Below are 26,112 nucleotides of genomic sequence, written 5' to 3'. Positions count from 1 at the left end.
TCATGACGAATAATTCGATTCATGCAAAAACTGTAATTTAATGGTAAAGTCAACTTGCATACCTCTTAGTAAAGGAGCGCTCTCATGACTAACAAGCTGTCGTTTTGCACTCTATTCGTCTCCATCAGCGTCGTCTCACTGTTCATGATCATGGTATACATCACCATCTCGCCACTCGAATTGAACGAGACGATCGGTTCAGGGCTGTTCTATTTAAAGGGCTACTATGAAGAAGGCAATATGATCGTCACCGAGCAAGGCATCGGCGTCGTCACGTTGCCGCTCGCAATCGGACTCGTCTTCGCCTCACTTATCAAAGGTATCCAGTTCTTCAAAACACCGTCAGCCATCAACTGACACGAGTCACACTAAAAAGCAGCCCAACCATGAACGGTTGGGCTGCTTTGTTCAATTCGCTTGATCCATATCTTTATGAATCTTGAGCAGTTCGTTCTTGTACAAATCAGAACGTCCTCCGAAGATGGCCTGAATGTTATTTTTCACTTTGACGACCCCGGCCGCCCCGAGTGCTTTTAACTCATCCTCATCGATGCGCGAGACGTCTTTCAGTTCGACGCGTAGCCGTGTGAAACAGGCGTCGATGTCGACGATATTGTCACGACCCCCGAGTGCCTCTTGAATGGCAAGTGCCGTCGTCTGAATCGACGTTTTTGTCGATTTCTTATCGTTATAGTCTTTTCGTGTGAACAGTTTCGTCTCTTGTCCCCCACGACCTGGCGTCGCCAAGTTCCACTTTTTAATAGCAAATGTAAAGATGCCGTAGTAGACGAAGAAGAACCCAGCCCCGACAACGAGGTTCATCCACCAACGTGGTGTCCCTGGCAGCACATTCACCAAGATGTAATCGATGAATCCTGAACCCCCGGCCCAACCAATATGAACGTCGAGTGCATACATGAGTGCGAACGAGATTCCGGTCAAGACACTATGGATGATGTATAAAATCGGTGCGACAAAGAGGAACGTGAACTCGATCGGCTCCGTGATTCCTGTCAGAAACGCTGTCCCAGCTGCCGCGAGCAGAAGACCACGTACGACCGGACGCTTATCCGGATCCGCTTGCCGATACATCGCCAATGCGGCTCCGAGCAATCCGAACATGATGATCGGGAATTTACCGGCCATGAATCGACCAGCCGTCACATCGACCCCTTCAGCAATTTGAGCGAGGAAGATATACTGATCTCCGTTTACAATCGTATCACCGACCGTCGCCGTGCCACCGAGTGACGTCCATAAGAACGGCGCATACCAAATATGATGGAGACCTGTTGGAATCAACAATCGTTCGAGCATGCCGTATAGCCCGACGTAGGCCGGGTTCGTCGCATCGCTCGCGATTACGTTCGCCATCGCCGTGAGACCCGTCTGAATCGGTGGCCAGATGAGCATCATGACGAAACCGAGCAAGATAGAGAAGAACACCATCACAATCCCAACCGAGCGATCTCCGGCGAAGAAACCGAGCATCTCTGGTGGATTGAATGTATGGAACTTCTTATACACCCAGACGGCGAGCAAGCCGACCGCGATTCCGCCGAGCACGCCCGTCTCGAGTGACGGGATGCCAAGCAGCATGCCGTACTCCCCGCTCTCAGCTGCCATCTCTGGCGTGATGCCAAGTGCGATCGAGATCGTCGTGTTCATGATGACGTAGCCGACGAGCGCGGCGAGCGCCGCGATTCCCGAGCCGCCGGACAGACCGACCGCGACACCGATCGCAAAGATGATCGGCAAGTTGGCAAAGATGCTCAAGCCGATTTGCAACATCCCGGCGCTGACCGCCTCGACCGTCCCGTTTTGAAGAAACGTCCAACTTTCCGCGAGCGGACCGGTCAACGCCGCCCCGAGACCGAGCAAAATTCCTGCTGCCGGCAAAAGCGCCACCGGCACCATGAGTGCCTTCCCAAACTTTTGAAATACCCCGAACCATTGACTCATCTGATTCACTCCTCATGTGTAAGCGTTGTCAATTCATAAAGCGAATAAAGGGGATGGCATCCCCCTTTATTTAGCGCGTGACCGTTTCTCGTTGTTTGAGGGCCGGCCAGTAGTTCTCATTCTCGGTAATCAAGTCGTCAAGGATTTGACGGGCGATCGGCGCGTCGACGACAGTCCGATTAAGTGTCAACGCCTGGAGCGCTTTCTCATAGCTGTTCTCGAAGTAAGCGTCGACGACGAGCTGCTCGTAGGCGAGCTGTCCTTCGATCATCCCTTTATAGAAACGCGGGATGTGCCCGACGGCGAACGGTTTCGGTCCGCGGTTCGTGAGCATCGCTGGCACTTCGACCATCGCATCGTCCGGCAAGTTGGCGATGATGCCATCGTTCTTCACCATGACGATGAAAATGTCCCCGTTGTTGTAGGCAAGTGACGCCGCGACACGGATCATGTAGCACCCGTGGATGTCGACTTCAAGATGCGCATTCTCGAGCGAGTCGTCGGCAATGATTTGGTCGCACATCGAGAAGACGCGCTGTTGTCGCCCGTTGATGACTTGGCGGGCCCGCGTGTTCGATACGTCTTCCTTCTCTGCCATGTCGGACGGGTACAGGTAGTATTGGAGATACGTGTTCGGCAAGTATTCCGGGAAGTCGGTAAGCATCTTCTCGACTTGCTTGAACGTCTTGATCCACGATGGATCGTTGGCGATCTCTGAGTCTTCGGGAATGAAGCCGTCCTCCAAGATGGCGCGCTTGATGTCTTGCGTCAACTCGTTGCCTTCTTTGTCATAAATGCCTGTGAACCAGCCAAAGTGGTTGAGCCCGAAATATTCCGGAACGAGATCCCAAATCTCTTTCCCAAGAATTTTTGCATAGCTCACCATGATGGCCGCCGGCATGTCACAGATGTTCATAATCTTCTTATCGTTTGGATAGGCCCGTTTCAATGCTTCAGCGACAATCGCCGCCGGGTTCGTATAGTTCAAAATCCAGCTGTCCGGTGACCCGGTGCGGATGTCTGAGACGAGTTCAATCATATCGCCGATTGAACGCATCCCGTAAGACATACCACCCGGTCCGCACGTTTCTTGTCCAACCACACCATGACGGAGCGGAATCTGTTCATCTTTCTCGCGCATCTCCAAGCCACCGGTCCGAATTTGGACGAAGAAAAAGTCTTTGTTTTTAAAGGCATACTCTTTGTCCGTCGTATATTCGAACAACTCAAGTTCTGGATAATGCTCACGCAAGATGACCTCAGTCGCTTTCGCGACTCGCTCTTGGCGTTCACCATCTGTATCATAAAATGTGATTGAACGTAATGGGAAGTGCGCTTTCTCTTCGATCAAGCTCATGATCATACCGATTGTGTACGTGCTACCGCCACCTACGACGACGAGTCGTTGTCTCTGTTTCATGTTTCGTTTCCCCTTTCAACATACATATCTAATTGATTACAATACAAATTTAATACATATATTTTCCGTCGTCAACATTATTTTTGAAAACGTTTTACTTTGTGTATACTGAATGTATAAATCCAAGTAGAAATCGGAGGTGTTTTTCATGAAGGCAAAGTCCCCGCTTTATCAACAAGTCGCACAAAGTATGCGCGGCTTCATCGAATCCGGCACGTGGGCTCCTGGAGAGGCAATCCCGACAGAAGCGCAACTCGTCGAAGAGTTCGACGTGAGTCGAGTCACTGTCCGCCAGGCGGTCAAGCTGCTTCAAGAGGAAGGACTGTTGTGGAAACGACAAGGAAGCGGCACGTACGTCCAGTCCGAGAAGATCGAACACAATATGTATGAACTGAAAAGTTTCACCGAAGACATGAAGCGAGAGGGAAAAGATGTGACGAACAAAGTACTTACCTTCACGCTACAACCACCGAGTGAGAAAGTTCGAGAAGCGCTCGAACTTGAAACAGGAGAACTCGTCTTCTATGTAAGACGCCAACGATTCGCGGACGGTGAGCCGCTCATCGTCGAGGACACGTACCTCCCGCTCAAGCTCTTTCCTGATTTGACGTACGAAGTGATGACCCGGTCGAAGTACGAGTACATCGAGAACGTCAAACAATTGAAGATTGCCGACAGCGTCCAAGAGTTCATCCCAGTGCTCCCGACGAAAGAGATTGCCGAGATGCTTGGAGTGAGCGAACGGACGCCGGTACTCAAAGTCGAGCTGTATTCCTTCCTCATGGACGGGAGCCGCTTCGAGTTTACGGAGACGTATTTCAAGAGCGAAGAATACCGCTTCATCATCCGTGCCGGACGCAGGCATTGAATTAAATATAGACGTATGTGACGACATCGAGCGATTCGATGTCGATTTTTTTGTTTGTTCGATTTTTAGGAATGTAATCGGGTAAAGAGTAACGTATATTTCACGCCGGCACCGTCCAACCCCCGTCTACTTAACGTGAAGAGGATTTGTCCGATGAAGAAGCGTTTGATTTTGTTCGTGTTGGCCTGCCTGTTGCTCAGTCCGTTGTCGTCAGCATCCGCCATGCGAAACAGTGCGGCTACGAATTCCGGACGCTAACAGGCATCAAAACCCCGCACAACTTCTTCAGCAAATCGAAGCCAGAACAGTAAAAAATGCCGAGTCGCATGGACTCGGCATTGCTGTTTACATTTCGAGCTCTGTGAACGCGAGCGGGACGAGTTCTTCGAGCGTCACTTCTTTGACGTCGGCGTTGCCGTTCGTGAGCAACACTTTAAAATCCGGATCACCGAACTCGACGAGCACTTGGCGGCAGATGCTGCATGGCGGCAAGAAGTCGACCGTGTCACCTGACACCGCGACGGCTTCGAAGTCACCTTTTTTATAGCCTTGCGCGATGGCCGTGAACACAGCCGTGCGCTCGGCACAGTTCGTCGCTCCGAACGAGACGTTCTCGACGTTGACGCCGTCGATGACCGTTCCGTCCTTCATGAGCAACGCTGCTCCGACACGGAAGTTCGAATACGGTGAGTAGGCGTTCTCTTTCAATTGACGGGCGCGCTCGACTAATTGTTGTTGGTTCATGGGATCATGTCCTCTCTGACTCAAAATGAACTGATGCCAGTTCCCGTGCCTCGATTTTTGGGCAGGATTTCTAGCATACACCTCGCACTTGAGACAAGTCAACATTTTTTTGTTGACGCTTTCACCTAGACGAAACAGGAGCCGTGTCCCACCCGACACGGCTCCTCTCTCGTTACAACTCCCCTCTCCGGTTCATCCGGATCAAGAGGTAAATCAAATACGGCGCGCCGACCATGCCGGTGATGACACCGACCGGATAGCGGACGGTGAAGGCGAACTGACCGATCAGATCGGCGGCGAGCACGAGGACGACGCCGACAAGTCCGGCCGGAATGATCGTCGAGCGCCCATCCCCGACGAGCCGCTTCGCGATTGGCCCAGCGAGGAAGGCGATGAAAGCGATCGGTCCGGTCGTCGCTGTCGCCAAGGCGAGCATGAGCACCGAGGCGATGATCAAGAGCACCCGGGTCTGGTTCGTCTTGATACCGAGCGACGTCGCCGTCATCTCCCCGAGCTCTAAAATCTGCAGCTGCCGGCTGAGGCGGAGGATGACCGGGAGACAGAGGGCGACCGCGAGCATGAGCGGCGGTAACGTCTCCATCTTGACCCCGTTCAAACTGCCGCTCAGCCAACGCATCGCCGTCCCGACATCGTTTTGGCGACTGATGAGCAATAAGTAGTTGATGACCGCGGTCAGCATCGCTTGGATGCCGATCCCGACCAAGACGAGACGTCCGATCGAGAAGACGGCGCCTTTTGATAAGACGTAGAGCACGATGACCGTCGCGAGTCCCCCGATGACCGAGATCATCGAGACGAACGTGTTGCTCGCCTGCAAGACGACGATGCCGAACACGGCGGCCGCACTCGATCCTGTCGTGATGCCGATGACGTTCGGGTTGGCGAGCGGGTTTCTGAGCATCGTCTGGAACACCGTCCCGGCGATGCCGAACGCGAGTCCTGAGAAGACGCCAGCGAGCATGCGCGGCAGACGGATCGTGCCGACGGCGAACGACGCACCCGGTACTTGTTCCCCGAACAAGACACGGACGACGTCCGCGACCGGATAGATCGTATTGCCGAGCATGAGCATCGTCGCGCTCAAGGCGAGCGCGAGCACGAATAGCACGAGCGTCACGAACACCGTACGCTGCCGGCGCTTGCGACTATTGTGAATGATAGGTTGAACTGACTGTTTCATCATAGGCCACGCACCTTCACTTTCATCGTCAAGGCGATCAAAATCGGCGCCCCGACGAACGCGGTGACGATGCCGACTTCAAGTTCTCCCGGACTGCCGAGCAAACGCCCGACCACGTCGGCGAACGTCAACAGGATGGCGCCCGATAAGGCCGACATCGGAATGATGTACCGTTCATCCGGCCCGAGCACGAGACGGATCAAGTGTGGGGCCAACAGACCGATAAAGCCGATCGGACCGGCCAAGGCCGTCGCCGCGCCACACAAGATGACGCCGGCGAACGAAGCGATGACTTTCAACGAACCGATCCGGACCCCGAGTCCCGTCGCCATCTCTTCGCCGAGCGCCATGATGTTGAGTGACGGGGCCGCGAAGATGGCGATAAAGATGCCGGCGATGAAGAACGGGAGGAACGTTACGATCGAGTCCATCGTCCCCGCCCCGACGCTGCCGACTTGCCAGAACCGGAACTGGTCCATGACGTTCGAGCGCGGGATCATGATCGCCATGACGAGCGAGGACAAGGCCGCACTCGTCGCCGCCCCGGCCAAGACGAGCTTGAGCGGGGTCGAACCACCTCGTCCGAGCGAGCCGATACCGAACACGAACGCGGCCGTCAAGAGCGCACCGACGAGGGCGAACCAGATGTAGTCGCCCGCAGTCGAGATGTTGAAGAACGCGATCCCGACGACGACGAACAGCGCCGCGCCCGTGTTCACCCCGAGAATGCTCGGGTCGGCAATCGGATTGCGCGTCACCGACTGCATCAAAGCACCCGACACACCGAGCGCCGCGCCGCACATGAGACTGAACAGCGTCCGCACGACCCGTTGCCGGACAATGTCCGCTTCATACGACTGAACAGCCGGACGGAATAAACCGTCAAGCAGTTCATCCCATCCGACTGTCCGTGAGCCGAAAGCAAGTGAAGCGAGCATGCAGACGACGAGCAGGACGATCGACCCTACGAGCAGGAGCGGGAAATGTCTCGGCGTTTGCAACTTCTTCAGCCTATTCATATGATTACTCGACTTTCCCGATCGCTTCTGAGACGAGCTTCAAGTAGTCGTCGATCGTGTATTCGATCGAGAGCGGTGACGGTGTCCCGGCAGCCGCGAGCGGCGTGTTGTCTTCGATCATGACGACCGATCCGCGCTCGATGGCCGGTACTTTGCTGTAGAGCGGGTCCGCTTGAAGTGCTTTCAACGTCTCTTCGTTACCATAAGTGACGAAGATGTCGACGTCGTTCAAGATGTCGGCGTTCTCCGAGCTGAGCTCGAGGTAGAAGCTGTTCTCATCTTTAATTTGATCCGTGATGTTTTTTGGGTATTCCATGCCGAGCTCTTCGATGAAGGCGCCACGCGGGTCACCTGTCGTGTAGATGTAGAACTTCGAAAGGTCGTCCGGGCTGAGCGCGATGAAGGCCGCTTTCTTGCCAGCCATGTCCGGTACTTCAGCCGCTTTGTCAGCGATGAGTTTTTCTGTGTCTGCGATCAACTGCTTGCCTTCTGCTTCCATGCCCATGGCGATCGAGTCGTAGAGGACCGTGTCCTGCCATGATGACACCCAAGGCGTTTTTTGGTAAGCGACGACCGGTGCGATCTCGCTCAACGTGTCGTAGTCTTCTTGCGTGATGCCTGAGTAGGCAGCCAAGATGACGTCCGGTTGTGAGTCAGCGATCGCTTCGAAGTCGAGACCATCTGTGTCTTGGTAAATGTTCGGGTTGTCTTCCCCGAGGTCTTTTAACTTCTCAGCCGTCCATGGCAACATGCCGCTTCCGTCCTGGACACCGTAGTTCGCAGCCGAGAAACCGACTGGGACGACGTCAAGCGCGAGCGCGACGTCTTGGTTCGCCCAAGCGACCGTCGCAACGCGTTCCGGCTTCTTGTCGATGACCGTCTCGCCTAACGCGTGTTTGATTGTGATCGGATAGCCTTCCGCTGTGTCAGTCGACTCATCCGTCGTGGCCGCGTCTTCATTGTTCGAGCCGCATCCGGCGAGCACGAGCACGAAGGCAGACATGACGATGAACATATGTAGCATCTTTTTGTAGTTTTTCACGTTCTGATCCCCTTTTCGTATGACAATGCCGCTTAATCGACATTGATAATCATTATCAGTTATGAGTATAGGCTGAACGGCTTGACGTTGTCAACGTGAAATACGCAAAAAACCCATCGACTTCACGTCGACGGGTCTCGGTTATCTCGCATCACATCCGCCATCGGACATCCTGCCTGCTCTAACTCCGACACGATGCGCGTATAATCCTCATCGTTCCGGTTCTGGCTCAGCTTGAACGCCGCCTGGATTTCATCGATATCGATACGGAAACCGACGACGCCGTGTTTTTGCCGTTGCACCGGCTCCGATAACTCCTCCCAGACGACGGCGTTCTCTCTTTCCCCTTCATGGTCACGGAGTAGCCCTGCCAGATCCATCTCGAGCTCTGTAGGTGACAAAATCGTCGCCTTCCCATACAGATGCACGGCCTGATAGTTCCACGTCGACACGTCCTCGTGGCCATACAACGACGCCGAGATATAGGCGTTCGTTCCTTGGACGATAATGAGCACGGTCTGGTCTTCGATCGACTGCCATTGCGAGTTGTTCTTGGCAATATGCGTCGTGAACCAGATGTGGCCATCTTCTGCGTGAATTCGGAGCGGCACGTGTGTCGCGTGTGGCTTCTGCCCGTCATGTGTGACGACGGTGCCGAACGGATGGGCTTTCAAGAAAGCGTGGACTTCTTCAGCGTCGTTGACGGCATATAGTTTTGGAACGTACATCGAATTCCTCCTCCATTGTTAGCTGGCTTACAAACAAAGCGGCCGATGACATGGTAGGATTGCCTCCTCGAAACAACACATAGAGGAGGAACCCCCAGTGGCTACACTTTTCAACTTACGCGACCAAGCCCCAAACTTCAACTTACCGGACGTATCCGGTGACACGTTCTCACTCACAGACTCGATTGAACGGCACGATGGCTGGCATCTCATCATCTTCTTCCGTGGTGCCTGGTGTCCGGTCTGTGTCCAAGATTTGAAAGAACTCGAGAGCCAACAAGGCTACTTCCGCGATAAAGGCATTCGGCTCGTGACGATCTCGGCCGACCGCGCCGAGGACTTGAAGCAGATGGCCGACGACAATGCGCTCAGCTTCCCTGTCCTCCGAGACGAGTCGCTCGAGACGCTGCTCGATTACGGCGTTCAGTACCATGGCGCCGACGCCCCGTACGCCGACCACGGCGAGCACGGGGAACCGGCTTACTTCCTCATCGACGAGACTGGGCGTCTGTTGTATCAACAGATTCAGACGAGCCCGTTCGGCCGACCGACCGCGACCGAGCTCCGGAAAATCGTCCAGTACATCAAAAAGAATCTGAAATGACAAAAAGACGTCCATTATGACGTCTTTTTGTCTAAATTGTAAGGCCGGTTACAGAAATCAAAATCTATTCGCTATACACTTATTGTATCAAATTAAAAGGAGTGAGGAAGATGAAACGGTATGTGGTCAACGGTGTGATTGGCGGGGTCATCGGCGGGATCTTATTTGGTCTACTGATGCAGATGATGGGCATGATTGGAATGATTGCCAGCATGGTCGGGAGCGAAAGTCTCGTCGTCGGTTGGATCGTCCATATGATCATCAGCATCATCTTCGGCGTCACGTACGGATTAGGTCATTTGGTCATCTCAAACGTTTGGGCGCTCGCCGTCTTGTTCGGCATCGGCATTTGGATCGTCGGTCCGCTCGTCATCATGCCGCTCATGATGGGCATGGGGACGAACCTCGCGAACGCGTTCGCACCGGATCAGCTGATGAGCCTCGTCACGCATCTGTTCTTCTCGTTCATCTTGGCCATCGTCTTCAAACTACGCACCGAAAAACAAGTCGTGCCGAAAGCGGCAACTCGTTAATAAAGGGCAGCGTATGAACAGCACGACGGAACAGCAATTTGCGCAAGCATCTCCATAGCGCGAACGCGAAGACGCCAGGTGAAGTCACCCGTTTCCTAACCGAACACGTCACAATATGACAAAAGGGAGTCACCCTGCTCCCTTTTTTCGCCTGTTCACTTTGTCAGTAGCTCGAGTTCGTCCCATAACTCGTCTCCCGTGAAGACCCTGGTCTCGTTCACGAGTGCCGGGGTGACAAGTTCGCGGTTCAAGTTGATCAATTCTTCGGCAAAGCGCTGTTCTTCGAATAGATTTTTTTCGACGAACGGGATTGCTAATTCGTCTAAGCGCAATTTGACACGGTGACACCGTGAACAGCCGTCGATCGTATAAAGTTCGAGCACGAGACTCCCCCCTTTTTCCTCATTCTATCGCTTATAATCAAGAGAGACAGTAAGACAGATTACACGAAAGCGAGGTGTGAACGATGGACAAATTGACGTTACTCTCACATATCAGCCTGTTCGACGAGCTGCCGATGCAAGAGTTGAAAGTGATCGATGAGATGAGTAAGATGCGTCCTGTCAAGAAAGGGAAAGTCATCGTCTCCCCGGACGCCCCGATCCCGGCGTTGTTCCTGTTGAAAGAAGGACAAGTCCGGCTGTATCGGATGAATCAGCACGGCAAACAGTTCACCGTCGACATTTTGACGAGCGGCAATATCTTCGGTGAGACGGCGACGCTCTCGTTGACCGACGATGACTTGTACGCCGAGGCGATGACGGACACATATCTTTGTACGATCGGGGTCGATGAGTTCGAGCAATTTATCGAAAAGAATCCGAAGATCGCCTTGAAGCTGATCAACATCCTGTCCGTGCGACTTAAGGAAGTGTACGCGCTCAGTGAAAAGATTGCTTTGACCGACGTGAAGTACCGCATCTTGTTCCTGCTCCTCAAGTTGAGCGAGAAGAGCGGTGAACGCAAAAAAGAATGGCAGACGATCAACATGAAGCTGACTCACGCCGATATCGCCGCCATGGTCGGGACGACACGGGAGACGACGAGCGTCATCATGTCTAACTTGAAGAAAGACGGGTATATCAAAAAGGGACTGCGTCTCTCGATCCACGCGGACAAGGTCCACCAGGCGCTAGACGAACTTTAGGAGGGGATTATTTGATAAAAGCATTCGTATTCGATGTGTACGGGACGCTGTTCGATGTCCATTCCGTCAAGGCGGCGTGTGACGAACAGTTCCCCGGGAAAGGTGACCCGATCAGTCAGACGTGGCGCACGAAACAACTCGAATATTTCTTCATCCGTCAGATTTCGGGCCGCTACGAAGACTTCTCGGTCGTCACGCGTGACGCCTTGCGTTACGCCTTAGCGGCGGCCGACGTGACCGCATCTAGCGACGTCGAGGACACGCTCATCGCCACGTATGCGGAACTCTCACCATATGAGGAAGTCGAGGACGTGTTGAAGCAGCTACAGGACAATCAGACCGTCGTCTTGTCGAACGGGACCGCTGACATGCTTGAACAATTGATCGCGAACGCGTCGTTCACCGAACTGTTCGACGAACTCGTCAGCATCGACGGTGTCAAACAGTTCAAGCCGTCACCTGCCGCCTATATGAGCTGGTTCAAGACGACCGACTTGAAGCGGGACGAGGTGCTGTTCATGTCTTCGAACGGCTGGGACATCATCGGCGCCAAGAACTTCGGCTTCCAGACGGCGTGGATCAATCGTGACGGCAAACCCTTCGAAACGATGGATGTGCGTCCAGACGCGGTCTACGACGACTTGACCGGAATTTTGGAATGGAGAACTTCGTAACGTCTTGCTTTTGAGAAGGAGGAATCGTGATGAAGGCACTATTTTTGAACTGTTCGTTGAAAAGCGGAGACACGGTATCGCATACGGAAGGTCTGATGAAAGACATCATCCCCCACTTTGACAAACTCGGCGTCGAGTCAGAGATCGTCCGCGTCGTCGACTACGATATCGCTTTCGGGGTGACCGAGGACGAAGGGGCTGGCGACGAGTGGCCGCAACTCTTCGACAAAGTGAAAGCCGCCGACATCCTCATCATCGGGACGCCGCTTTGGCTCGGGGAGAAGAGCAGCGTCGCCACCCAAGTGATCGAACGGCTATACGGCGGGAGCGGGCTGAAAAATGAACACGGTCAAGCCATCTACTACAACAAAGTCGGCGGTGTCGTCGCAACGGGCAACGAGGACGGGGCGAAACACGCCTGTGCCTTAATCCTGTACGGTCTGTCCCATATCGGCTTCACCATCCCGCCGAACGTCGACGCGTACTGGGTCGGCGAAGCCGGTCCAGGCGACTCGTACCTCGACGCCGGCCGCGACAACGCCTTCACGAAAAAGAACGGACGGGTTTTGGCGTATAACCTCTATCATTTCGCGAACATGTTGAAACAACATCCAATCCCGGCTGAAGGCAACATCATGCCGTGACCGACCAAGGCGATGAACTGGCTAATGGCAAGGCGATGGCGAAGATTTTACGAGGAGGTGACGTGTGATGGATTACACGACACTCGTTGACGATAAACGGCTCGACAGCTTTATCCGCTTGATCGACGTGATCGATGCGAACTTGCCGGACGGCTTTGAGAAGACGACCGACGGGAAAGGTGTCCATTACGTCGTGCCGCTGTCGATGTACCCGCCCGGTTATCACGTGACGCCGGGCACCCCGTTGCCGTTTATAAGCGTCATCGCCCAGAAGAATCACGTCGCCTTGTATCACATGGGCGTCTACGCCGACGAAGACGTGTTTCGTTGGTTCGAGCAGGCGTACGCTGAACGAGTGCCGACGAAGCTCGACATGGGCAAGAGCTGCATCCGTTTCAAAAACGTATTGCATATCCCGTACGACTTGATCGGCGAGCTCGCCGCGAATATGACGCCGGAGCGCTGGATCGAGCTATATGGAGGAAACCGGAGATGACCGCGTTGGTCGTCTCTTTTTTTCGGCACATTTTGTAAGCTTGGTTACCGCCCCTGAATCGCCCGCTATTGTATGCTGAGAAGAGATACTCGTCGAAAGGAGGACCCGTTATGCCACGCCCGCTCAAAATCAGTCTCATGCTCGTCCTGTTCGGGACGATCTTTTACATCACCCATTTCCATTACGAGCTTCGCCCGTCCGACGTCCGGGACATCGTCTTGTCGTTCGGCTGGTGGGGACCACTCGTCTTCTTCTTGATCTATGCGATCGGCCCGCTCGTGTTCTTGCCGACGTCTGTCTTATCGCTCGGCGCCGGTCTCGCATTCGGTGTCTGGCCCGGTGTCCTCTATATCCTGTTCGGTGCGACCGCAGCGGCGGTGACCGGCTACGTCATGGCCCGGCTGTTCGGACGTTCGGTGCTCAAAGTCGAGAAGTATCCGTGGTCGGAGAAACTGTTCGCCCAGATGGAGGCGCGCGGCTTTTTATACGTGTTCGTGCTGCGCCTGATCCCGCTCGTCAGTTTTGATCTGCTCAGCTACGCCGGCGGCATCGCGAAAGTGCGGTTCAAGTCGTTCCTGCTCGCGACCGTGCTCGGGATGATCCCCGGGACACTCGCCTACAGTTTTTTAGGGGCTAGCCTCGCTTCAGGGAGCGTGACGACGATCTTCATCGCCGGGCTCGTCTTCGTCAGTCTGCTAGGCGTCACCTACTATTTCCGGAATCCGGTCAAAAAGTGGCTCGGCTTAACGTCTGAATAAACAAAAAAACGGATGAGGCGGCTGCCTCATCCGTTTGCTTTAGACGTTGAATCGTCTCGTCATCTCACGCATCTCGTCTGCCATATTCGACAGTTCTTGCGCCGACGCCGTGATTTCTTCCATTGACGCCATCTGTTCTTCCGTCGCCGCCGATGAGTTCTCGGTCTCGGTCGCCGTCGTCTCGGTGATGCCTTGAATCTCATGCACCGACGTCAACACCTCGGTCGCACCTGCCGCCATCTCTTCGACAGCACCAGACACTTCCTCGACTTTCTGACTCACTTCTTCAATCGCGAACTTAATCTCATCGAACGCCGTCCCTGCCTGTTGGACGTTCGTCACGCTATGCGCCATATCGTCTTCGACGACGTGCATCGTCTTGACGGCTTGTTTCGTCTCCGACTGCGTGTCCGTGATCAGCGACGCGATCAACTTCGTCGCGACGGCCGACTCTTCGGCGAGCTTTTTCACTTCAGAGGCGACGACGGCGAACCCGCGTCCATGATCGCCGGCCCGAGCCGCTTCGATGGCCGCATTCAACGCCAGCAAGTTCGTCTGCTCGGCGATGCCTGAAATCGTTCCGGTGATCGTCCCGATCTCTTGGGAACGGACGTCGAGTTGGCCGATGACGTGTTGGAGTGTTTTGACTTTCCCACTCATCTCCTCGAGCTGTGTCTCGAGCGTCTCAATCAAGTCATTCCCGGTACCGACTTTCCGGAGCGCCCCTTCCGAAAGCTCTGTCATCTGTTGGGCGCTGCCCGAGACATGATGGATCCCGTTCGTCAGTTCCGTCAGTGTGCCGTTCGATTCTTTCACCCGCGTCAATTGACGGAGCGAGCCTGACGCGATTTCTTCCATCGTGACGGCGACCATCTCAGTCGCTTTCGTCGTCTCTTCGACGTTCGATTTCAAATCATCGGACGACGTCGCGACGCGTCCGGCGGTCGACGTGACATTCCCGATCAACTCCCGGAGACTATCTTTCATCTCATTGAACGAAGTCGAGAGGGAACCCAACTCATCCCGTGACACATATGTGCTCTCAACCGTCAAATCACCGGCACCGGCCTGGCTCATCAGTCTGTTCAACTCACGAATCGGACGGACGATGAGACGCGTGATGTAGATGCCGAGCGCAATCGATAGCGCTCCGCCGAGCGCGACGAGTGCCCAAAAGGTGAGGACCGACCGTTCGCGGTCCGTTTGCATCGCCGCACTCGCCGTCTCGGCTTCTTGATTGATTTCGTCCATGATGACAGTGGCCGTCTCGACTAGGTTTTGCCGGACCGGTCTCAAGTCGTTCATGTAGACGCGATAGGCCGCCGCGTCCTCATCACGGAGTGACGGCTGGAGCACTAATTCAGAACCTTCAAGGTAGGACACGATCTCGGCGTTCAAGTTTTCGACCTGTCGCTTCATCTCCTCGTCCTTCGATGTGAACGTCTCGTTGAATAGCTCGAGGTTCGTACCGATGCTGTTACGTCGTTCCGCGATGTTCGCTTGCAGTTCTTCATTCCGTGCTGAGTCGGTCGCGAGTATTAATTCGAGCAAATAACCGTCAAGCGCACGGTTGTCGGTCCGAATCTGACCCAAATAGCGAATCGGCAACAGCCGTTCCTCATAGATTTCTTCTCCCGCGTCGGCCATCCGCCCCATCAGGACGTGGCTGAGCGCCGCCACAACGACGAGCGTTGCGATAAAAACGGTAATCAACACCGCAAGTTTTTTGGACATGTTCAAATTCTTCATGGTCATACCTCCTATCTGTTTTATCGTAGGTGAGGGGTAGAGTGTGAAGTTGTTCCTTAAAGTGTTGACCTTTTTTATCATTTTTAAAGCGATAAATATGCATTCTCTGTCTTTTCTGCCTCTATTTCTGTCGAGCCTGCAATTTTAGTGTCAGCTCGAAGCACAGGCCAACTAAAAAACAGACCACGAACTCGAATTCGTGGTCTGTTTTTATAGCGTTGCGATAAGTTGTTTGAGTGCCTCACGGATCGGCGTGACCGGACGACCAAGTACACGTTCGAAATCGGTCGATTCGACCTCGAGTGACCCGTTTTGAATGCTTTCTTGGATGCCGACGACGATCGGGATGGCGAAATCCGGTACACCGGCACCACGCATGACGTCGGCGTAAGCATCGGCCGTCACTTCTTGGAACGGAACGTCTCGCCCGATGACATCGCTGAGCGCCTCGACGAGTTCTGCTTGGGTATGGAGCGGACCAGACAGCTCATAAATCTCTGCTTCGAAGTCGTCAGCGAGAAGGACGTTCGCTGCGGCTTCGGCGTAATCTTGTTGTGGCGCCCAACCGACTTTGCCGTCACGTGACGCGCTGACCCACGGTGCACCGGCAAGCGCCCCTTGGATGTTGCCGAGTTCGTTCTCTAAATACCAGTTGTTGCGCAGGAAAGCGTGGGGGATGCCCGTCGCTTCGATTGCCGCCTCGGTCGCGACGTGCGGCGGTGCCATCAAGTTTTGGCTGTCGGTCGCGTTCGCGAGGCTCGTATAGACGATAAAACCGACGCCGGCCTGTTTCGCTGCCTCGACTGCGTTTCCGTGTTGACGAATCCGTGTGTCGTTGTCCCCGTCCGTCGAGATGATCAGCAGTCTTTCGACGCCGCGGAACGCCGTATCGAGCGTCTCTCGTTTGTCAAAGTCCCCGTGACGCACATCGACGCCTTTCGCTTTCAACGCTTCCGCTTTCTCCGGGTTGCGGACACTGACCGCAAGTTCGCTCGCCGGAATGGACTCGAGTAATACATCGACGATTTTTGATCCGAGTTTTCCGGTCGCACCTGTGACTAAGTATTTCATGATTCATTTCCTCCTTCTCAATTTGTGGTCGAGTCAGTTACACCTGCTGTATTTGTCACTTGGTTGTTCCCTGTTAAGCTGAGAGTGTAACCAGTCTGCTTATATGATTGTTCCGGAGGTGGTCGCCAATGACGATTAGAAGCCGTAAAAACAAGTTCTAATGACCTCAAAATTTTAAATTCGTGCAAATTCGGTTATATTATCTATATAGATTTCAAACGAGGAGGAATTAGACACATGTCTGAACTTGAACTACCCCCACCTACGCTGCGCTTGGAGGTGAGGGATTCCTGAGTTATCCGGTCTAACGACCGAAACCTGATCAGGCTAACCCCGTCGTCCCGACGGTTGAAGAGGCCAGGATGCGTTCGGCTTCTCGTTTGAGATTGAGTCCTGCGTTGACATCGCGGTCGTGGTGGACGCCGCAGTTCGGGCACGTCCATTCACGCAAGCCGAGATGTTTCACGTCTTTGTGTTGATGGCCGCAACCTGAGCAGAGCTGGCTCGAGGCGAACGTCTTCCCGACCTTGACGACGGTCTTCCCGTACCAGTCGGCCTTGTATGCGAGCATGCGGAAAAACTCCGACCAACCGACGTCGGAGATGGCCTTGCTCAATTGGCGGTTTTGCTGCATGTCCTTCACCTGCAGCGTCTCGATCCCGATGACGTCGTGGTTTTTGACGATCTCGGTCGACACCTTCTGCAGGAAGTCGTTGCGCTTGTTCGCGATTCTCTCGTGGATGCGCGCGACCTTGCGCTTCTGCTTCTGATAGTTCTTCGCCTCGGACAATTTTACGTTCTTGTTCAGGGCGATGAGCTGACGGCGGGACAGCTTGCGCTGCTCACGTGCCAATTTTTTCTCGAGCGTGCGGAAATGGCGGTCGTTCGGGTACACCGTCCCGTCCGACAAGATTGCGAAGTGCTTCAGACCGACGTCGACGCCGACCGAGGAGCCGGTTTGAGGAAGCGGCTCGATGTCCTGCTCGACCTTCAGGGAGACGAAGTACTTGCCCGTCGCATTCCGGCGGATCGTGGCGCTGAGGATCCGACCCTCGACCCGTCTCGAGTTGGCGAACCGGACCCACTTCAGCTTCGGCAGTTTGAGCCGGTTCCCGGCGATCGACACCTCGGGCTGCTGCGACTTGCCCTGGATGTTCGTCGTGTACGACTGGACCGGGTTGCGCTTCGACTTGAAGCGCGGGTGCCCGTTCTGCTTCGTGAAGAAGCGGTCATAACCGTCGGCCAGGTGCTTCAACGACCACTGCAGGGCCGTGCTGTCCACTTCTTTCAGCCACGCGAGCTCCTCTTTCATGGATGGGAGCGCGTCGGAACACGCGCCGTAGGACAGTCCTGCCCCGCTCGCCTGGTACGTCTCGTCCCACTTCGCCAGGAAATGGTTGAAGACGAAGCGGGCGCAGCCGAGCGTCTTGGCGATCAGGACCTCCTGTTCCTCGGTCGGATAGATCCGAAATCTGTACCCTTTGTGTGTCGACACGCCGTTCACCTCCTCTAGGTATTTATACCCAGAAAAGTTCGTGGCGATTCATCGCCCACTTTCGCTGGGGCTTCGCCCTGGTCGCTTAGAAGCGGGCGTATTCTCGCCTATTTTTGATAAACAAAACGGTAAGTATGACCGCATCATCGATCAAGTTGCGGCCAAGGCGAAAGAAGTCACCGGGAAAATGAATGATAATAAAACTACCGGTCAACGAAGCGGCGATGGACACTCTAACTCTTTGACGGACAAACTGAAAGGCGTCCTTAATCAATTCCAAAATCCTAAAAAATAAGCGAAGAGATTGGGATATACCCAACCGATTTCAAAGAATTTAATATGAAGCGGCCACCGTAAGCGACTTGTTCGCTCATGGTGGCCTCTTTCTATTCGATTTACTCGATAATTCCAGCTCAATTTCTAAAAAACTGTCATGTCAACTCTTGCCTCATCGCTCCGTACTTAATAAAACACCGTGCTAACGATATATCACAAAGATGCCAATCCGATCGGTTTTTCATGTGTATACTAGATAAAAAAACTTTAGGAGGCCTCATGGACTACACATCGACAGACCCTACTTGAAGCAAAACGACAAATCGACTCGATTATTCACAAATTGGACGAGACAGTGGCAACCCTCGAGGCGAAAGCGCAACCCGAACGCTACAAATCACAACTGACGCTAGCCAAACGGCGAATCAAAGCGCTCACGTTGGCCGCCGCGCTCATCGAAGAAAATTTACGGATCCGCTAACCGTCGAGTCTAGATGGCCCTCGTTCTTCTCACGTTTCTCAAGCTATGATGAGACAGAAGACGCTGGCTGATCTCTAGTACGGAGCCCTCCTGTTGTCTCACGAATGTAGTTCAACATGAGGTAGTCCTTGGCGCTCATACTCCCAGCGTCCGAGCTGCTCTAAAATCGGAAAGAGCGATCGACCTTCTTCTGACAACTTGTACTCGACGCGAGGGGGAATTTCCGAATATACGGTCCGAATGATCAGTCCGTCGTGTTCGAGCTCCCGCAACTGCCGTGTCATCGTCCGTGGCGTCGCCTGTGGGAACAAGCGGCACAGCTCGTTGAAGCGCTTCGTCCCGAGCGTGCCGAGCCGATGAAGAATCAACATCTTATATTTCCCGGAAATCTTTTGCACGATTGTTTCAACTGGACACTCCTGCATAGGATTCACTCCTTTAGTATCTTTAAAGATAGTATATGACAGAATTGTGCGTACTTCTAATTATATACGTGAACGGGTACGCTAAACATATCTACTAACAATGAAGGAGTGAGCGAAATGAACATCGCACTATTTGGAGGGAGCGGGCGAACGGGTCGTGAGTTGATCGCCCAAGCACTCGAACAAGGCCATGACGTGAAAGCGCTCGTCCGGACGCCAGAAAAACTCGGCATCACCCACGCCCGGCTCACAGTTATCCGCGGAAATGCCGAAAATCGGGCGGACGTCTTCCGGACCGTCGAAGGAACGGACGCTGTCGTGATGGCACTCGGCCACACGAAGACGTCGAACAAAGATATCCTCGAAAAAGCGACGTCACACGTCGTCGCCGCGATGCATGAGTACGGTGTGAAACGGGTCATCGACTTGACCGGCGCGACCGTCAAAGTACCAAAAGACGTCAAACAGAAGTTTATGAGCCGTTTTGCCGAGACGCTCATGAAGACGCTCGCGAGCGATCTGCTTCGCGATAGTTATACGCAAAAAGGGATCCTTGAAGCGAGCGGGCTCGATTGGACGGTCGTCCGTTGTCCTCGTCTGTCAGAAGGTCCGAAGACAGAGCAGTATCGGACCGGTTATTTCGCTTTCGACAAACCGATGATTGACCGGGCCGATGTCGCCCACTTTATGCTCGATGAAATCGAGGCACGGCAATATGTTCATGACTATCCGCTGATTGGAAACTGACAGACGTGGCCGCTTTATTCGGCCACGTCTGCTTTCGCTTCCTCTTCTTTTTGCTCCAACTCTTCGATCAACCGCTTCATCTCGGCGATCTCGCGCTCTTGTGCCTCGATGATTTCTTCTGACAATTGCTTCACGCGCGGGTCTTCAATCTCCGCCCGCTCGCTCGTCAAGATGGCGATCGAGTGGTGCGGAATCATCGCTCTCATCCAACTGACGTCATCGACCGTCGTCTGGCTGCGGACGAGCCAAAGCGACAGCGCGAACACGAGCGCACTTGCCCCTAAGATGATGGCATTCAGTTTCTTGTTTTTGTACATCCCCCACATAAAGAGCAACATGACGAACGCCATGACCGATCCCATGATGAGTGCCATATAGAGCCGCGTCTGACTGAAGAAGATGTGGTCGAGCTGGTACACATTCAAAAACATGAGCCAGTACATAAGGAACGTCGACACTAAAATCATTAATCCAAATTTCATGTAAGCTTTCATCGTTCTCTCCCGCCTTTCTATAATTTGCTTCTACGTATTTCTTTTCCTGTTCTTTTTTTTTTGAAACACCATTATTCACCCCTCTGAGCCCACACTTCTTCCATGACATCTCTCGCCCATCAATTGTTCGATCACCTCGGCATGTCGGCCGGTTTGATCGGGACGCTCAACGTCACACCTGGAAGGCATGGACGGTACGACCGCTACTATCGATTCCGTCGAAGAGACGACCGTCTATATGATTGACTTCACTTTAGAGTCTGGCGAGAAAGTGACCAATCATAAGTGGGTCACAGAGGACGAACTGTCCGCTCAATGAAGCAAGAAGAATATGTATATGCGCAAACGGCCACACCCTTTTAAAAAGGATGTGGCCGTTTTGTTTGCACATAGTCAGACAAGGCGACTATGTTACTTGATGCTTGTGAAAGAATTACGAACTTTAAGAATAAATTTCAATATATTTTTTTGAAATATAAATGACATATTTAATTATATTTTTTGATGGTAAAATTCCTAAAGAAGGTTAAGAAAAACATCGTTCCGTCGCCCTGTTAACTGATCGAAAGGATTTACCAAAAAATGAAAAAACAATTAATGACAATTACTCTCGGCGCACTTCTCGTTTCCGGTTTGACGCTTCAAACGTCAACACCGGTAGAGGCAGCCACTTCTTATAAAGTCAAAATCACAACGAACAGCTTGAACGTGCGGACGGGTCCATCGACCGCCTACAAAAAAGTCGGCAGCGCCAAGCTCGGTCAATCGTTCACGTATCTAGGGGCGACCGGCTCATGGACGAAAATCAATTACAACGGCAGCACGAAATATGTAGCGAGTACATATGTCAAAAAATATAGCGGTACGGCATTGAAGGCGGCCACGGCGGCTAAATTCATCATGCCGGCGAAAGGCCGATTGTCGCAAGGGTATGGCCCGGCGAGCGGAAAGTACGGTTACACGTTCCATAACGGCATCGACATCGCGGCCGTCAAAGGGACACCGATCCAAGCGGCCGCTTCCGGTCAAGTCATCGTCGCCCGAAACTATGGCGCCTACGGGAACCACGTCATGATCTCGCATACGATCAACGGCCAAGCGTACACGAGCGTCTATGCCCACATGGATCGGTTGAACGTCGTCAAAGGCCAATCGATCTCGAAAGGCGCGAACATCGGGACGATCGGGAATACCGGCAACTCGTTCGGGAGCCACCTCCACTTCGAGATCCATAAAAATAAGTACGTCTATAGCGGCTCGACAGCCGCCAACAGTGTCAACCCGTATACGTTATTCTAAAAAATACACCTTCATCCGCTAAAGGATGAAGGTGTATTTTTTAGCGCCGGAACGTATCTACGTGATCACGTGCGAACTCAGCAAACGAACGTGGCTTCTCCCCGGTCAACCGTTCAAAGTCGTCCGTCACCGCCTTCGCCGTACCGAGCCGTGTCATGAGATAGAGCGCCATCGTCACATTCACATACGCTGGATCCAGACCACGTTCCTGAATATAGTGTGAGCGATAGCGTAGCATGCTCGGCTTGGCGTACGTGATGCGCCGCCCGGTCAGAATCGTCAATTGGTTGGCGATGTCGACATAATCGAGCGCCTCGGGTCCGGTGAGCGTATAGGCCGTGTTGCGATGTGACTCCGGGTCGGCTAAGACGTGCGCGATCGCCTTGCCGATATCCTCGGCGTCGATGAAGCTGACTTGACTGTTACCGGCCGGGATGAAGATCTCGTCGTCTTGACGGATCTCCTCGGCGTGGACGCCGGTCACGTTCTGCATGAAGAAACCTGGCCGGATATGAACGGATGGAACACCTGATTGCTCGATGTACTTCTCGATCTTATAGTGGGGCGGGAACGGATTCGTCTCGACGCCCATGAGTGAAAGAAAGGCGACGAGTCGAATCGAACGTTCGGCCATCGCCTCAATGAACGGAACGAACACGTCCGCGTCCCCGATCTGTGGCGGACGCATCAAAAAGACGCGATCGACCCCGTCGAGCGCCGCTTCGTATGTGTCCGGATTTTCAAAATCGAGTTCGACGTGTCGTGCCGCCATCGGGAAGCGCCGCTGCAGCTCGTCCACCCTGCTCCCGGCCGCGACGACGGCTTCCCCTCGATTCTCTAAATACTTCACAACGTATTGTCCGACGTTCCCGGTCGCACCGGTCACTAAAATCGCTTGCTTCATCATATCGCCTCCTCTTCTCATTGTCGTACAGCTTCGTCTGTTTGTGTTTGAACAATTTGTGCCGACCGTCCCGATTTCCTCTCATTTTTAGGTAGGTCCATGGACTATATAGGGAAATACTGCACAATGTCGTATAATAGAGACAGATCAATCGACATCGTAGAGAGGAGGCCGACGCATGGACCGAAACCGATTTTATCGTTCATCCGCAAGGCACGGCCGAACACGTCCAAAACGAGCCATCCCGAACTATTCAACACGACGCTTGCCGCACTCTCCCATCGCTTCACTCATCGAGGAAGTGCAGGATGCCGTCTGTTATATCGATTTTACCCGCAACCACCTGTATACGAACCAACCGCTCCGTGCCTTCTGTCCGTCGCTGACGACACGGCGCTTCAGCGATTTCAAGACCTTGAGCCGCTTCTTCCATGATGTGTTCGAACGGAACGGGGCCGACCCGGTTGCCGTGACGTCTTTTTGGGAAGAATTGCTCGACAATCGCTTCGGCTGCTGTCCGAGTATGAAACCCCACTATTTCCAGCTCGGCGACCGGACGCTGCAACTCATCTTGAACTTCACCTATACCCCGCGCGGCGTGTTCATCCTCTGGCGCGACGAGACCGAAGCGCGCCGGTTCGAGGAGCAGAAAGACTCATTTTTAGCCGAGCTGTCGCACGAGTTCCGCTCACCGCTCACCGCCATCAGCGGCTACACCGAACTGCTCATGTACCAACATACCGATAACGAAAAGACGCACGGCATGCTGACGCTCGTGAAGCGAGAAGCGGAGCGACTCGAACGGCTCGTCGATAACTTCCTCGACTATCAACGCGTCAACTACTCCGCGGACTTGCTGACGCTGTCGACGTTCGCACTCAAACCGGTTCTTGAAGGCATTGTCGCCCATTATGAGACGACATCCCCCAATCACCAGGTCGTCTTGTCCACTTGCGACGCGACGATCGAGGCCGACCAGGAGAAGTTGTTGCAACTGCTTCACAACTTGATCGGCAACGCCATCAAGTATTCACCGAAAGGCGGGACGATCCGAATCACGGGCTCGATGGACGATACGACGCTCGTCTTATCCGTCCGTGACCCAGGCATCGGTATCCCTCCTGAGTCCATCCCGTACATCTTTGACGAGTACTACCGGGTCGACTCCGACTCCCACCGTCCGATCAAAGGGACCGGGCTCGGCCTGCGCATCTGCAAACGGATCGCCGAGGCGCACGGCTGGGGCATCCACGCCGACTCCGTGTACGGAGAAGGGACGACGTTCTCGATTTACTTATATGACTGATCAACAAAGGGGCCCGGCAATGTATGCCAGGCCCCTGTTTGTTATGCGACTTTTCGAACCGGTGCGTCGCACTCGAGATCTTGGGCGCGCATCGCTTTGGCGTGCTTGAAGAACAAGCCGAACAATGTCACCGTCCCGACCGTCGCGATGACGTACGGAATGATTCCGTCCATCTTGAAGCCGATCGGTGCCGTCAAGATATAGAACCAGACCGCATACAACATGAACGTCCCCGGGATGAGCGCAATCCAGTAGTTGCGTCCTTTAATGTACAAGTACGTCGCCCCGACGAACAAGGCGATGACCGCCGTCGTCTGGTTGGCCCAGTTGAAATATTGCCAGAGGAGACGGAAGTCGACTTTCGTCAAGATGAACGAGATGGCGAACAACGGGAGTGCGATCCAAAGGCGCGATGCGAACTTCTTCTGCGCGATCTTCATGTAGTCGGCGATGATCATCCGGGCGCTACGGAACGCCGTGTCACCTGACGTGATCGGCAAGACGATGACGCCGAGGATGGCGAGCGTGCCGCCGATGCTGCCGAGCATGAGCGTCGCCACTTCTTGGACGACGAGCGCCGGTGTGCCGGCGTTGATCATCGCGAGCAGTTGACCCGGTTCGAAGATCGCCATCGCGGCCGCTGCCCAGATCATGGCGATGACAGCCTCGACGATCATCATGCCGTAGAAGATGCTGCGGCCATTACTCTCTTTCATCGTCGTCCGCGAGATGATCGGCGACTGCGTCGCGTGGAATCCTGAGAGCGCGCCGCACGAGATCGTGAAGAACAAGAGCGGCCAGATCGGCAAGCCGTCCGGGTGCATGTTCGTGAACGTCATCTCAGGGACCTGATAGCCTTGGGCGAACAGGCTGACGGCGATGCCGACGGCGCTGATCAACAAGAGTGCCCCGAAGAACGGGTAGATGCGCCCGATGATCTTATCGACAGGTAAGAGCGTCGCCAAAATGTAGTAGCCGAAGATGGCGAGGAGCACCCAGGCGAGCGTTGACGCATTACCGTCGAACAAGTTGTTGATCATATTGGCCGGTGACGTGACGAACACCGTCCCGACAAGCAGTAGCAACAAGAGCGCGAACCCGTTGACGACGTGACGGAGCGAGCGACCGAGGAACTTCTCAGCGAGCTGCGGCAAGTGTGCGCCGTTGTTACGGAGCGAGATCATTCCGGTCAAGTAGTCGTGCACCGCCCCGGCAAAGATTGACCCGACCACGATCCAAAGGAATGCGACCGGACCGTAGAGTGCTCCCATGATCGGACCGAAGATCGGACCGACACCGGCGATGTTCAACAGTTGGATCATCGAGTTACGTTTTTTCCCCATCGGTACATAGTCGACACCGTCTTGAGACGCATAGGCGGGCGTCGTCCGTTCCTCCTTGATGCCGAACGTCTTCTCGACGTAACGGCCGTAGACGAGGTACCCGACCAATAATAATCCTAGTGCAATAAAAAATGTAATCATCTTCTCTTCCTCCTATAATATGACTCATGTATGATTTCTTATTGTGAAGTTTATCACAATTAAAATATAACAGGCTTTTCTACGGATGGATAGATGTAATTGCTCACTATTTCACATGAAAATAACAATGTTCATCTTTTAGACAAACGTTGATGTTGAGCCATTTTTATGAAAACGGTTTCTTTTCGAATGAATCATTCCGCTTCCGGGAACAGTCAAAGAGAGACGTAGGGAAAGGATGAATCAAATGAAACGACAACGTGGATATTTAGCACTCCCGGTCGCCGTCGCCTTTATTCTCATCTTCGGACTGTTGTTCGACAACTGGTGGCTCGGTCTCGGCATCGGCATCGCGATGTTCTTCGCTTTTAAAGGAACGAAGAAAAAGGCGTGATGTTGAACTATGTATTCTAATTCGCCGAAATTTTAATAGGGAAATACTATGCTGCATTGAAGTGAGAGGATCAACCATTGATTTGGGTGTTCCTCTTATTTTTAATGCTTTCAGTCATGTGAACCACTAGTAAATCAGTAGTTTGAA

Annotated in this window: 30 protein-coding genes and 1 pseudogene; 16 read left to right on the top strand and 15 right to left on the bottom strand. The window is 53.6% G+C overall.

Annotation, left to right across the window (positions count from 1 at the left end; translation table 11 throughout):
• Nucleotides 1-84 precede the first annotated feature (84 nt).
• On the top strand, nucleotides 85-357 hold the full coding sequence (locus tag EVJ30_RS10120) for a hypothetical protein (protein WP_131468968.1): 273 nt from the start codon (nucleotides 85-87) through the stop codon (nucleotides 355-357).
• Between the two features lie 51 nt (nucleotides 358-408).
• Here EVJ30_RS10120 and EVJ30_RS10115 read toward each other — a convergent pair whose 3' ends face one another.
• A complete protein-coding gene (locus tag EVJ30_RS10115) occupies nucleotides 409-1,962 on the bottom strand; it encodes a PTS transporter subunit EIIC (RefSeq protein WP_070328119.1) in 1,554 nt (517 codons plus the stop codon).
• A gap of 70 nt (nucleotides 1,963-2,032) precedes the next feature.
• Nucleotides 2,033-3,382, bottom strand: a complete 1,350-nt coding sequence (locus EVJ30_RS10110; RefSeq protein WP_131468966.1) for a 6-phospho-alpha-glucosidase — start codon at nucleotides 3,380-3,382, stop codon at nucleotides 2,033-2,035.
• 148 nt (nucleotides 3,383-3,530) lie between these two features.
• Between EVJ30_RS10110 and EVJ30_RS10105 the strand changes: the two genes are divergently transcribed.
• Nucleotides 3,531-4,250, top strand: coding sequence for a GntR family transcriptional regulator (locus tag EVJ30_RS10105; protein ID WP_070328121.1), 720 nt, complete (start codon nucleotides 3,531-3,533; stop codon nucleotides 4,248-4,250).
• Nucleotides 4,251-4,595: 345 nt separating this feature from the next.
• Here the strand turns inward: EVJ30_RS10105 and EVJ30_RS10095 are convergent, their stop codons facing one another.
• The 5 genes from EVJ30_RS10095 to EVJ30_RS10075 all read right to left on the bottom strand — a co-directional run bounded on the left by EVJ30_RS10095 (nucleotide 4,596) and on the right by EVJ30_RS10075 (nucleotide 8,984).
• Nucleotides 4,596-4,994, bottom strand: a complete 399-nt coding sequence (locus EVJ30_RS10095; protein WP_016507888.1) for a cytidine deaminase — start codon at nucleotides 4,992-4,994, stop codon at nucleotides 4,596-4,598.
• Nucleotides 4,995-5,166: 172 nt separating this feature from the next.
• The gene (locus EVJ30_RS10090; protein WP_131468964.1) at nucleotides 5,167-6,198 is read right to left on the bottom strand and encodes a FecCD family ABC transporter permease; all 1,032 of its coding nucleotides are present in this window, start codon (nucleotides 6,196-6,198) and stop codon (nucleotides 5,167-5,169) included.
• The gene (locus EVJ30_RS10085) at nucleotides 6,195-7,214 is read right to left on the bottom strand and encodes a FecCD family ABC transporter permease (RefSeq protein ID WP_131458508.1); all 1,020 of its coding nucleotides are present in this window, start codon (nucleotides 7,212-7,214) and stop codon (nucleotides 6,195-6,197) included. Before EVJ30_RS10085 ends, EVJ30_RS10090 begins: the two co-directional genes overlap by 4 nt.
• Before the next feature lie 4 nt (nucleotides 7,215-7,218).
• The gene (locus EVJ30_RS10080; RefSeq protein WP_201739076.1) at nucleotides 7,219-8,238 is read right to left on the bottom strand and encodes an iron-siderophore ABC transporter substrate-binding protein; all 1,020 of its coding nucleotides are present in this window, start codon (nucleotides 8,236-8,238) and stop codon (nucleotides 7,219-7,221) included.
• Nucleotides 8,239-8,378: 140 nt separating this feature from the next.
• Nucleotides 8,379-8,984: an FMN-binding negative transcriptional regulator gene (locus EVJ30_RS10075; protein ID WP_070328125.1), complete on the bottom strand. Its 606-nt coding sequence runs from the start codon at nucleotides 8,982-8,984 to the stop codon at nucleotides 8,379-8,381.
• A gap of 97 nt (nucleotides 8,985-9,081) precedes the next feature.
• Here EVJ30_RS10075 and EVJ30_RS10070 point away from each other — a divergent pair, with 97 nt between their 5' ends.
• Together EVJ30_RS10070 and EVJ30_RS10065 are read left to right on the top strand one after the other, a co-directional pair.
• A complete protein-coding gene (locus tag EVJ30_RS10070; protein ID WP_131468960.1) occupies nucleotides 9,082-9,588 on the top strand; it encodes a peroxiredoxin family protein in 507 nt (168 codons plus the stop codon).
• A gap of 110 nt (nucleotides 9,589-9,698) precedes the next feature.
• Nucleotides 9,699-10,121: a hypothetical protein gene (locus tag EVJ30_RS10065; RefSeq protein WP_131459043.1), complete on the top strand. Its 423-nt coding sequence runs from the start codon at nucleotides 9,699-9,701 to the stop codon at nucleotides 10,119-10,121.
• 155 nt (nucleotides 10,122-10,276) lie between these two features.
• Here the strand turns inward: EVJ30_RS10065 and EVJ30_RS10060 are convergent, their stop codons facing one another.
• On the bottom strand, nucleotides 10,277-10,504 hold the full coding sequence (locus EVJ30_RS10060; protein ID WP_070328128.1) for a glutaredoxin domain-containing protein: 228 nt from the start codon (nucleotides 10,502-10,504) through the stop codon (nucleotides 10,277-10,279).
• An 83-nt stretch (nucleotides 10,505-10,587) separates the two neighbouring features.
• Here EVJ30_RS10060 and EVJ30_RS10055 point away from each other — a divergent pair, with 83 nt between their 5' ends.
• The 5 genes from EVJ30_RS10055 (at nucleotide 10,588) to EVJ30_RS10035 (ending at nucleotide 13,840) form a co-directional block, all read left to right on the top strand.
• A complete protein-coding gene (locus EVJ30_RS10055) occupies nucleotides 10,588-11,268 on the top strand; it encodes a Crp/Fnr family transcriptional regulator (RefSeq protein ID WP_131459044.1) in 681 nt (226 codons plus the stop codon).
• An 11-nt stretch (nucleotides 11,269-11,279) separates the two neighbouring features.
• Nucleotides 11,280-11,942, top strand: coding sequence for a haloacid dehalogenase type II (locus EVJ30_RS10050; RefSeq protein ID WP_131459045.1), 663 nt, complete (start codon nucleotides 11,280-11,282; stop codon nucleotides 11,940-11,942).
• A gap of 29 nt (nucleotides 11,943-11,971) precedes the next feature.
• Nucleotides 11,972-12,586: a flavodoxin family protein gene (locus tag EVJ30_RS10045; protein WP_131459046.1), complete on the top strand. Its 615-nt coding sequence runs from the start codon at nucleotides 11,972-11,974 to the stop codon at nucleotides 12,584-12,586.
• A 67-nt stretch (nucleotides 12,587-12,653) separates the two neighbouring features.
• The gene (locus tag EVJ30_RS10040; RefSeq protein ID WP_131459047.1) at nucleotides 12,654-13,082 is read left to right on the top strand and encodes a DUF1801 domain-containing protein; all 429 of its coding nucleotides are present in this window, start codon (nucleotides 12,654-12,656) and stop codon (nucleotides 13,080-13,082) included.
• Nucleotides 13,083-13,192: 110 nt separating this feature from the next.
• Entirely contained in the window at nucleotides 13,193-13,840 is a 648-nt protein-coding gene (locus tag EVJ30_RS10035) for a TVP38/TMEM64 family protein (protein ID WP_131468958.1), read from the top strand.
• Between the two features lie 39 nt (nucleotides 13,841-13,879).
• On the opposite strand, the gene EVJ30_RS10030 is transcribed toward EVJ30_RS10035, so the two are convergent.
• The 3 genes from EVJ30_RS10030 to tnpB all read right to left on the bottom strand — a co-directional run bounded on the left by EVJ30_RS10030 (nucleotide 13,880) and on the right by tnpB (nucleotide 18,155).
• Nucleotides 13,880-15,589, bottom strand: a complete 1,710-nt coding sequence (locus tag EVJ30_RS10030) for a methyl-accepting chemotaxis protein (protein WP_131468956.1) — start codon at nucleotides 15,587-15,589, stop codon at nucleotides 13,880-13,882.
• A 210-nt stretch (nucleotides 15,590-15,799) separates the two neighbouring features.
• Nucleotides 15,800-16,660, bottom strand: coding sequence for an SDR family oxidoreductase (locus EVJ30_RS10025; protein ID WP_131468954.1), 861 nt, complete (start codon nucleotides 16,658-16,660; stop codon nucleotides 15,800-15,802).
• A 322-nt stretch (nucleotides 16,661-16,982) separates the two neighbouring features.
• Nucleotides 16,983-18,155: an IS200/IS605 family element RNA-guided endonuclease TnpB gene (gene tnpB, locus EVJ30_RS10020; protein WP_131459052.1), complete on the bottom strand. Its 1,173-nt coding sequence runs from the start codon at nucleotides 18,153-18,155 to the stop codon at nucleotides 16,983-16,985.
• On the opposite strand from tnpB, the gene EVJ30_RS10015 reads away from it, so the two are divergent.
• Together EVJ30_RS10015 and EVJ30_RS15170 are read left to right on the top strand one after the other, a co-directional pair.
• Complete coding sequence (locus tag EVJ30_RS10015) at nucleotides 18,142-18,450, top strand: hypothetical protein (RefSeq protein WP_161568834.1); 309 nt, start codon at nucleotides 18,142-18,144, stop codon at nucleotides 18,448-18,450. The two genes, tnpB and EVJ30_RS10015, sit on opposite strands and share 14 nt — an antisense overlap.
• A gap of 324 nt (nucleotides 18,451-18,774) precedes the next feature.
• Nucleotides 18,775-18,912, top strand: a complete 138-nt coding sequence (locus EVJ30_RS15170) for a hypothetical protein (protein WP_161566985.1) — start codon at nucleotides 18,775-18,777, stop codon at nucleotides 18,910-18,912.
• Nucleotides 18,913-19,010: 98 nt separating this feature from the next.
• Here the strand turns inward: EVJ30_RS15170 and EVJ30_RS10010 are convergent, their stop codons facing one another.
• A complete protein-coding gene (locus EVJ30_RS10010; protein ID WP_131459054.1) occupies nucleotides 19,011-19,337 on the bottom strand; it encodes a winged helix-turn-helix transcriptional regulator in 327 nt (108 codons plus the stop codon).
• Between the two features lie 117 nt (nucleotides 19,338-19,454).
• On the opposite strand from EVJ30_RS10010, the gene EVJ30_RS10005 reads away from it, so the two are divergent.
• The gene (locus tag EVJ30_RS10005; protein ID WP_131468952.1) at nucleotides 19,455-20,084 is read left to right on the top strand and encodes an NAD(P)-dependent oxidoreductase; all 630 of its coding nucleotides are present in this window, start codon (nucleotides 19,455-19,457) and stop codon (nucleotides 20,082-20,084) included.
• 14 nt (nucleotides 20,085-20,098) lie between these two features.
• Here the strand turns inward: EVJ30_RS10005 and EVJ30_RS10000 are convergent, their stop codons facing one another.
• Nucleotides 20,099-20,578 carry a DUF305 domain-containing protein gene (locus EVJ30_RS10000; protein ID WP_131459056.1) on the bottom strand — a complete coding sequence of 160 codons (480 nt, stop codon included), beginning with the start codon at nucleotides 20,576-20,578 and terminating at the stop codon, nucleotides 20,099-20,101.
• 166 nt (nucleotides 20,579-20,744) lie between these two features.
• Here EVJ30_RS10000 and EVJ30_RS09995 point away from each other — a divergent pair.
• A pseudogene (locus tag EVJ30_RS09995) lies at nucleotides 20,745-20,897 on the top strand (DUF1541 domain-containing protein); the annotation flags it as partial.
• Between the two features lie 263 nt (nucleotides 20,898-21,160).
• Entirely contained in the window at nucleotides 21,161-21,877 is a 717-nt protein-coding gene (locus tag EVJ30_RS09990; RefSeq protein ID WP_131459058.1) for a peptidoglycan DD-metalloendopeptidase family protein, read from the top strand.
• 40 nt (nucleotides 21,878-21,917) lie between these two features.
• Here the strand turns inward: EVJ30_RS09990 and EVJ30_RS09985 are convergent, their stop codons facing one another.
• A complete protein-coding gene (locus EVJ30_RS09985) occupies nucleotides 21,918-22,781 on the bottom strand; it encodes an SDR family oxidoreductase (RefSeq protein WP_236636080.1) in 864 nt (287 codons plus the stop codon).
• A 178-nt stretch (nucleotides 22,782-22,959) separates the two neighbouring features.
• Here EVJ30_RS09985 and EVJ30_RS09980 point away from each other — a divergent pair, with 178 nt between their 5' ends.
• Nucleotides 22,960-24,087, top strand: a complete 1,128-nt coding sequence (locus EVJ30_RS09980; protein ID WP_236634158.1) for a sensor histidine kinase — start codon at nucleotides 22,960-22,962, stop codon at nucleotides 24,085-24,087.
• A gap of 41 nt (nucleotides 24,088-24,128) precedes the next feature.
• On the opposite strand, the gene EVJ30_RS09975 is transcribed toward EVJ30_RS09980, so the two are convergent.
• Nucleotides 24,129-25,571, bottom strand: a complete 1,443-nt coding sequence (locus EVJ30_RS09975; protein WP_131459060.1) for a carbon starvation CstA family protein — start codon at nucleotides 25,569-25,571, stop codon at nucleotides 24,129-24,131.
• 247 nt (nucleotides 25,572-25,818) lie between these two features.
• Here EVJ30_RS09975 and EVJ30_RS15295 point away from each other — a divergent pair, with 247 nt between their 5' ends.
• Nucleotides 25,819-25,965 (top strand): hypothetical protein, encoded by a 147-nt coding sequence (locus EVJ30_RS15295; protein WP_201738370.1) that lies wholly within the window; start codon nucleotides 25,819-25,821, stop codon nucleotides 25,963-25,965.
• Nucleotides 25,966-26,112: the final 147 nt, after the last annotated feature.

It is taken from the genome of Exiguobacterium sp. SH5S13, from assembly GCF_004337085.1.
GTDB classification, from domain to species: domain Bacteria; phylum Bacillota; class Bacilli; order Exiguobacteriales; family Exiguobacteriaceae; genus Exiguobacterium; species Exiguobacterium aurantiacum_A.
Note: the sequence above shows the minus strand (reverse complement) of the source record. Positions and strands in the feature narration are given on the sequence as shown.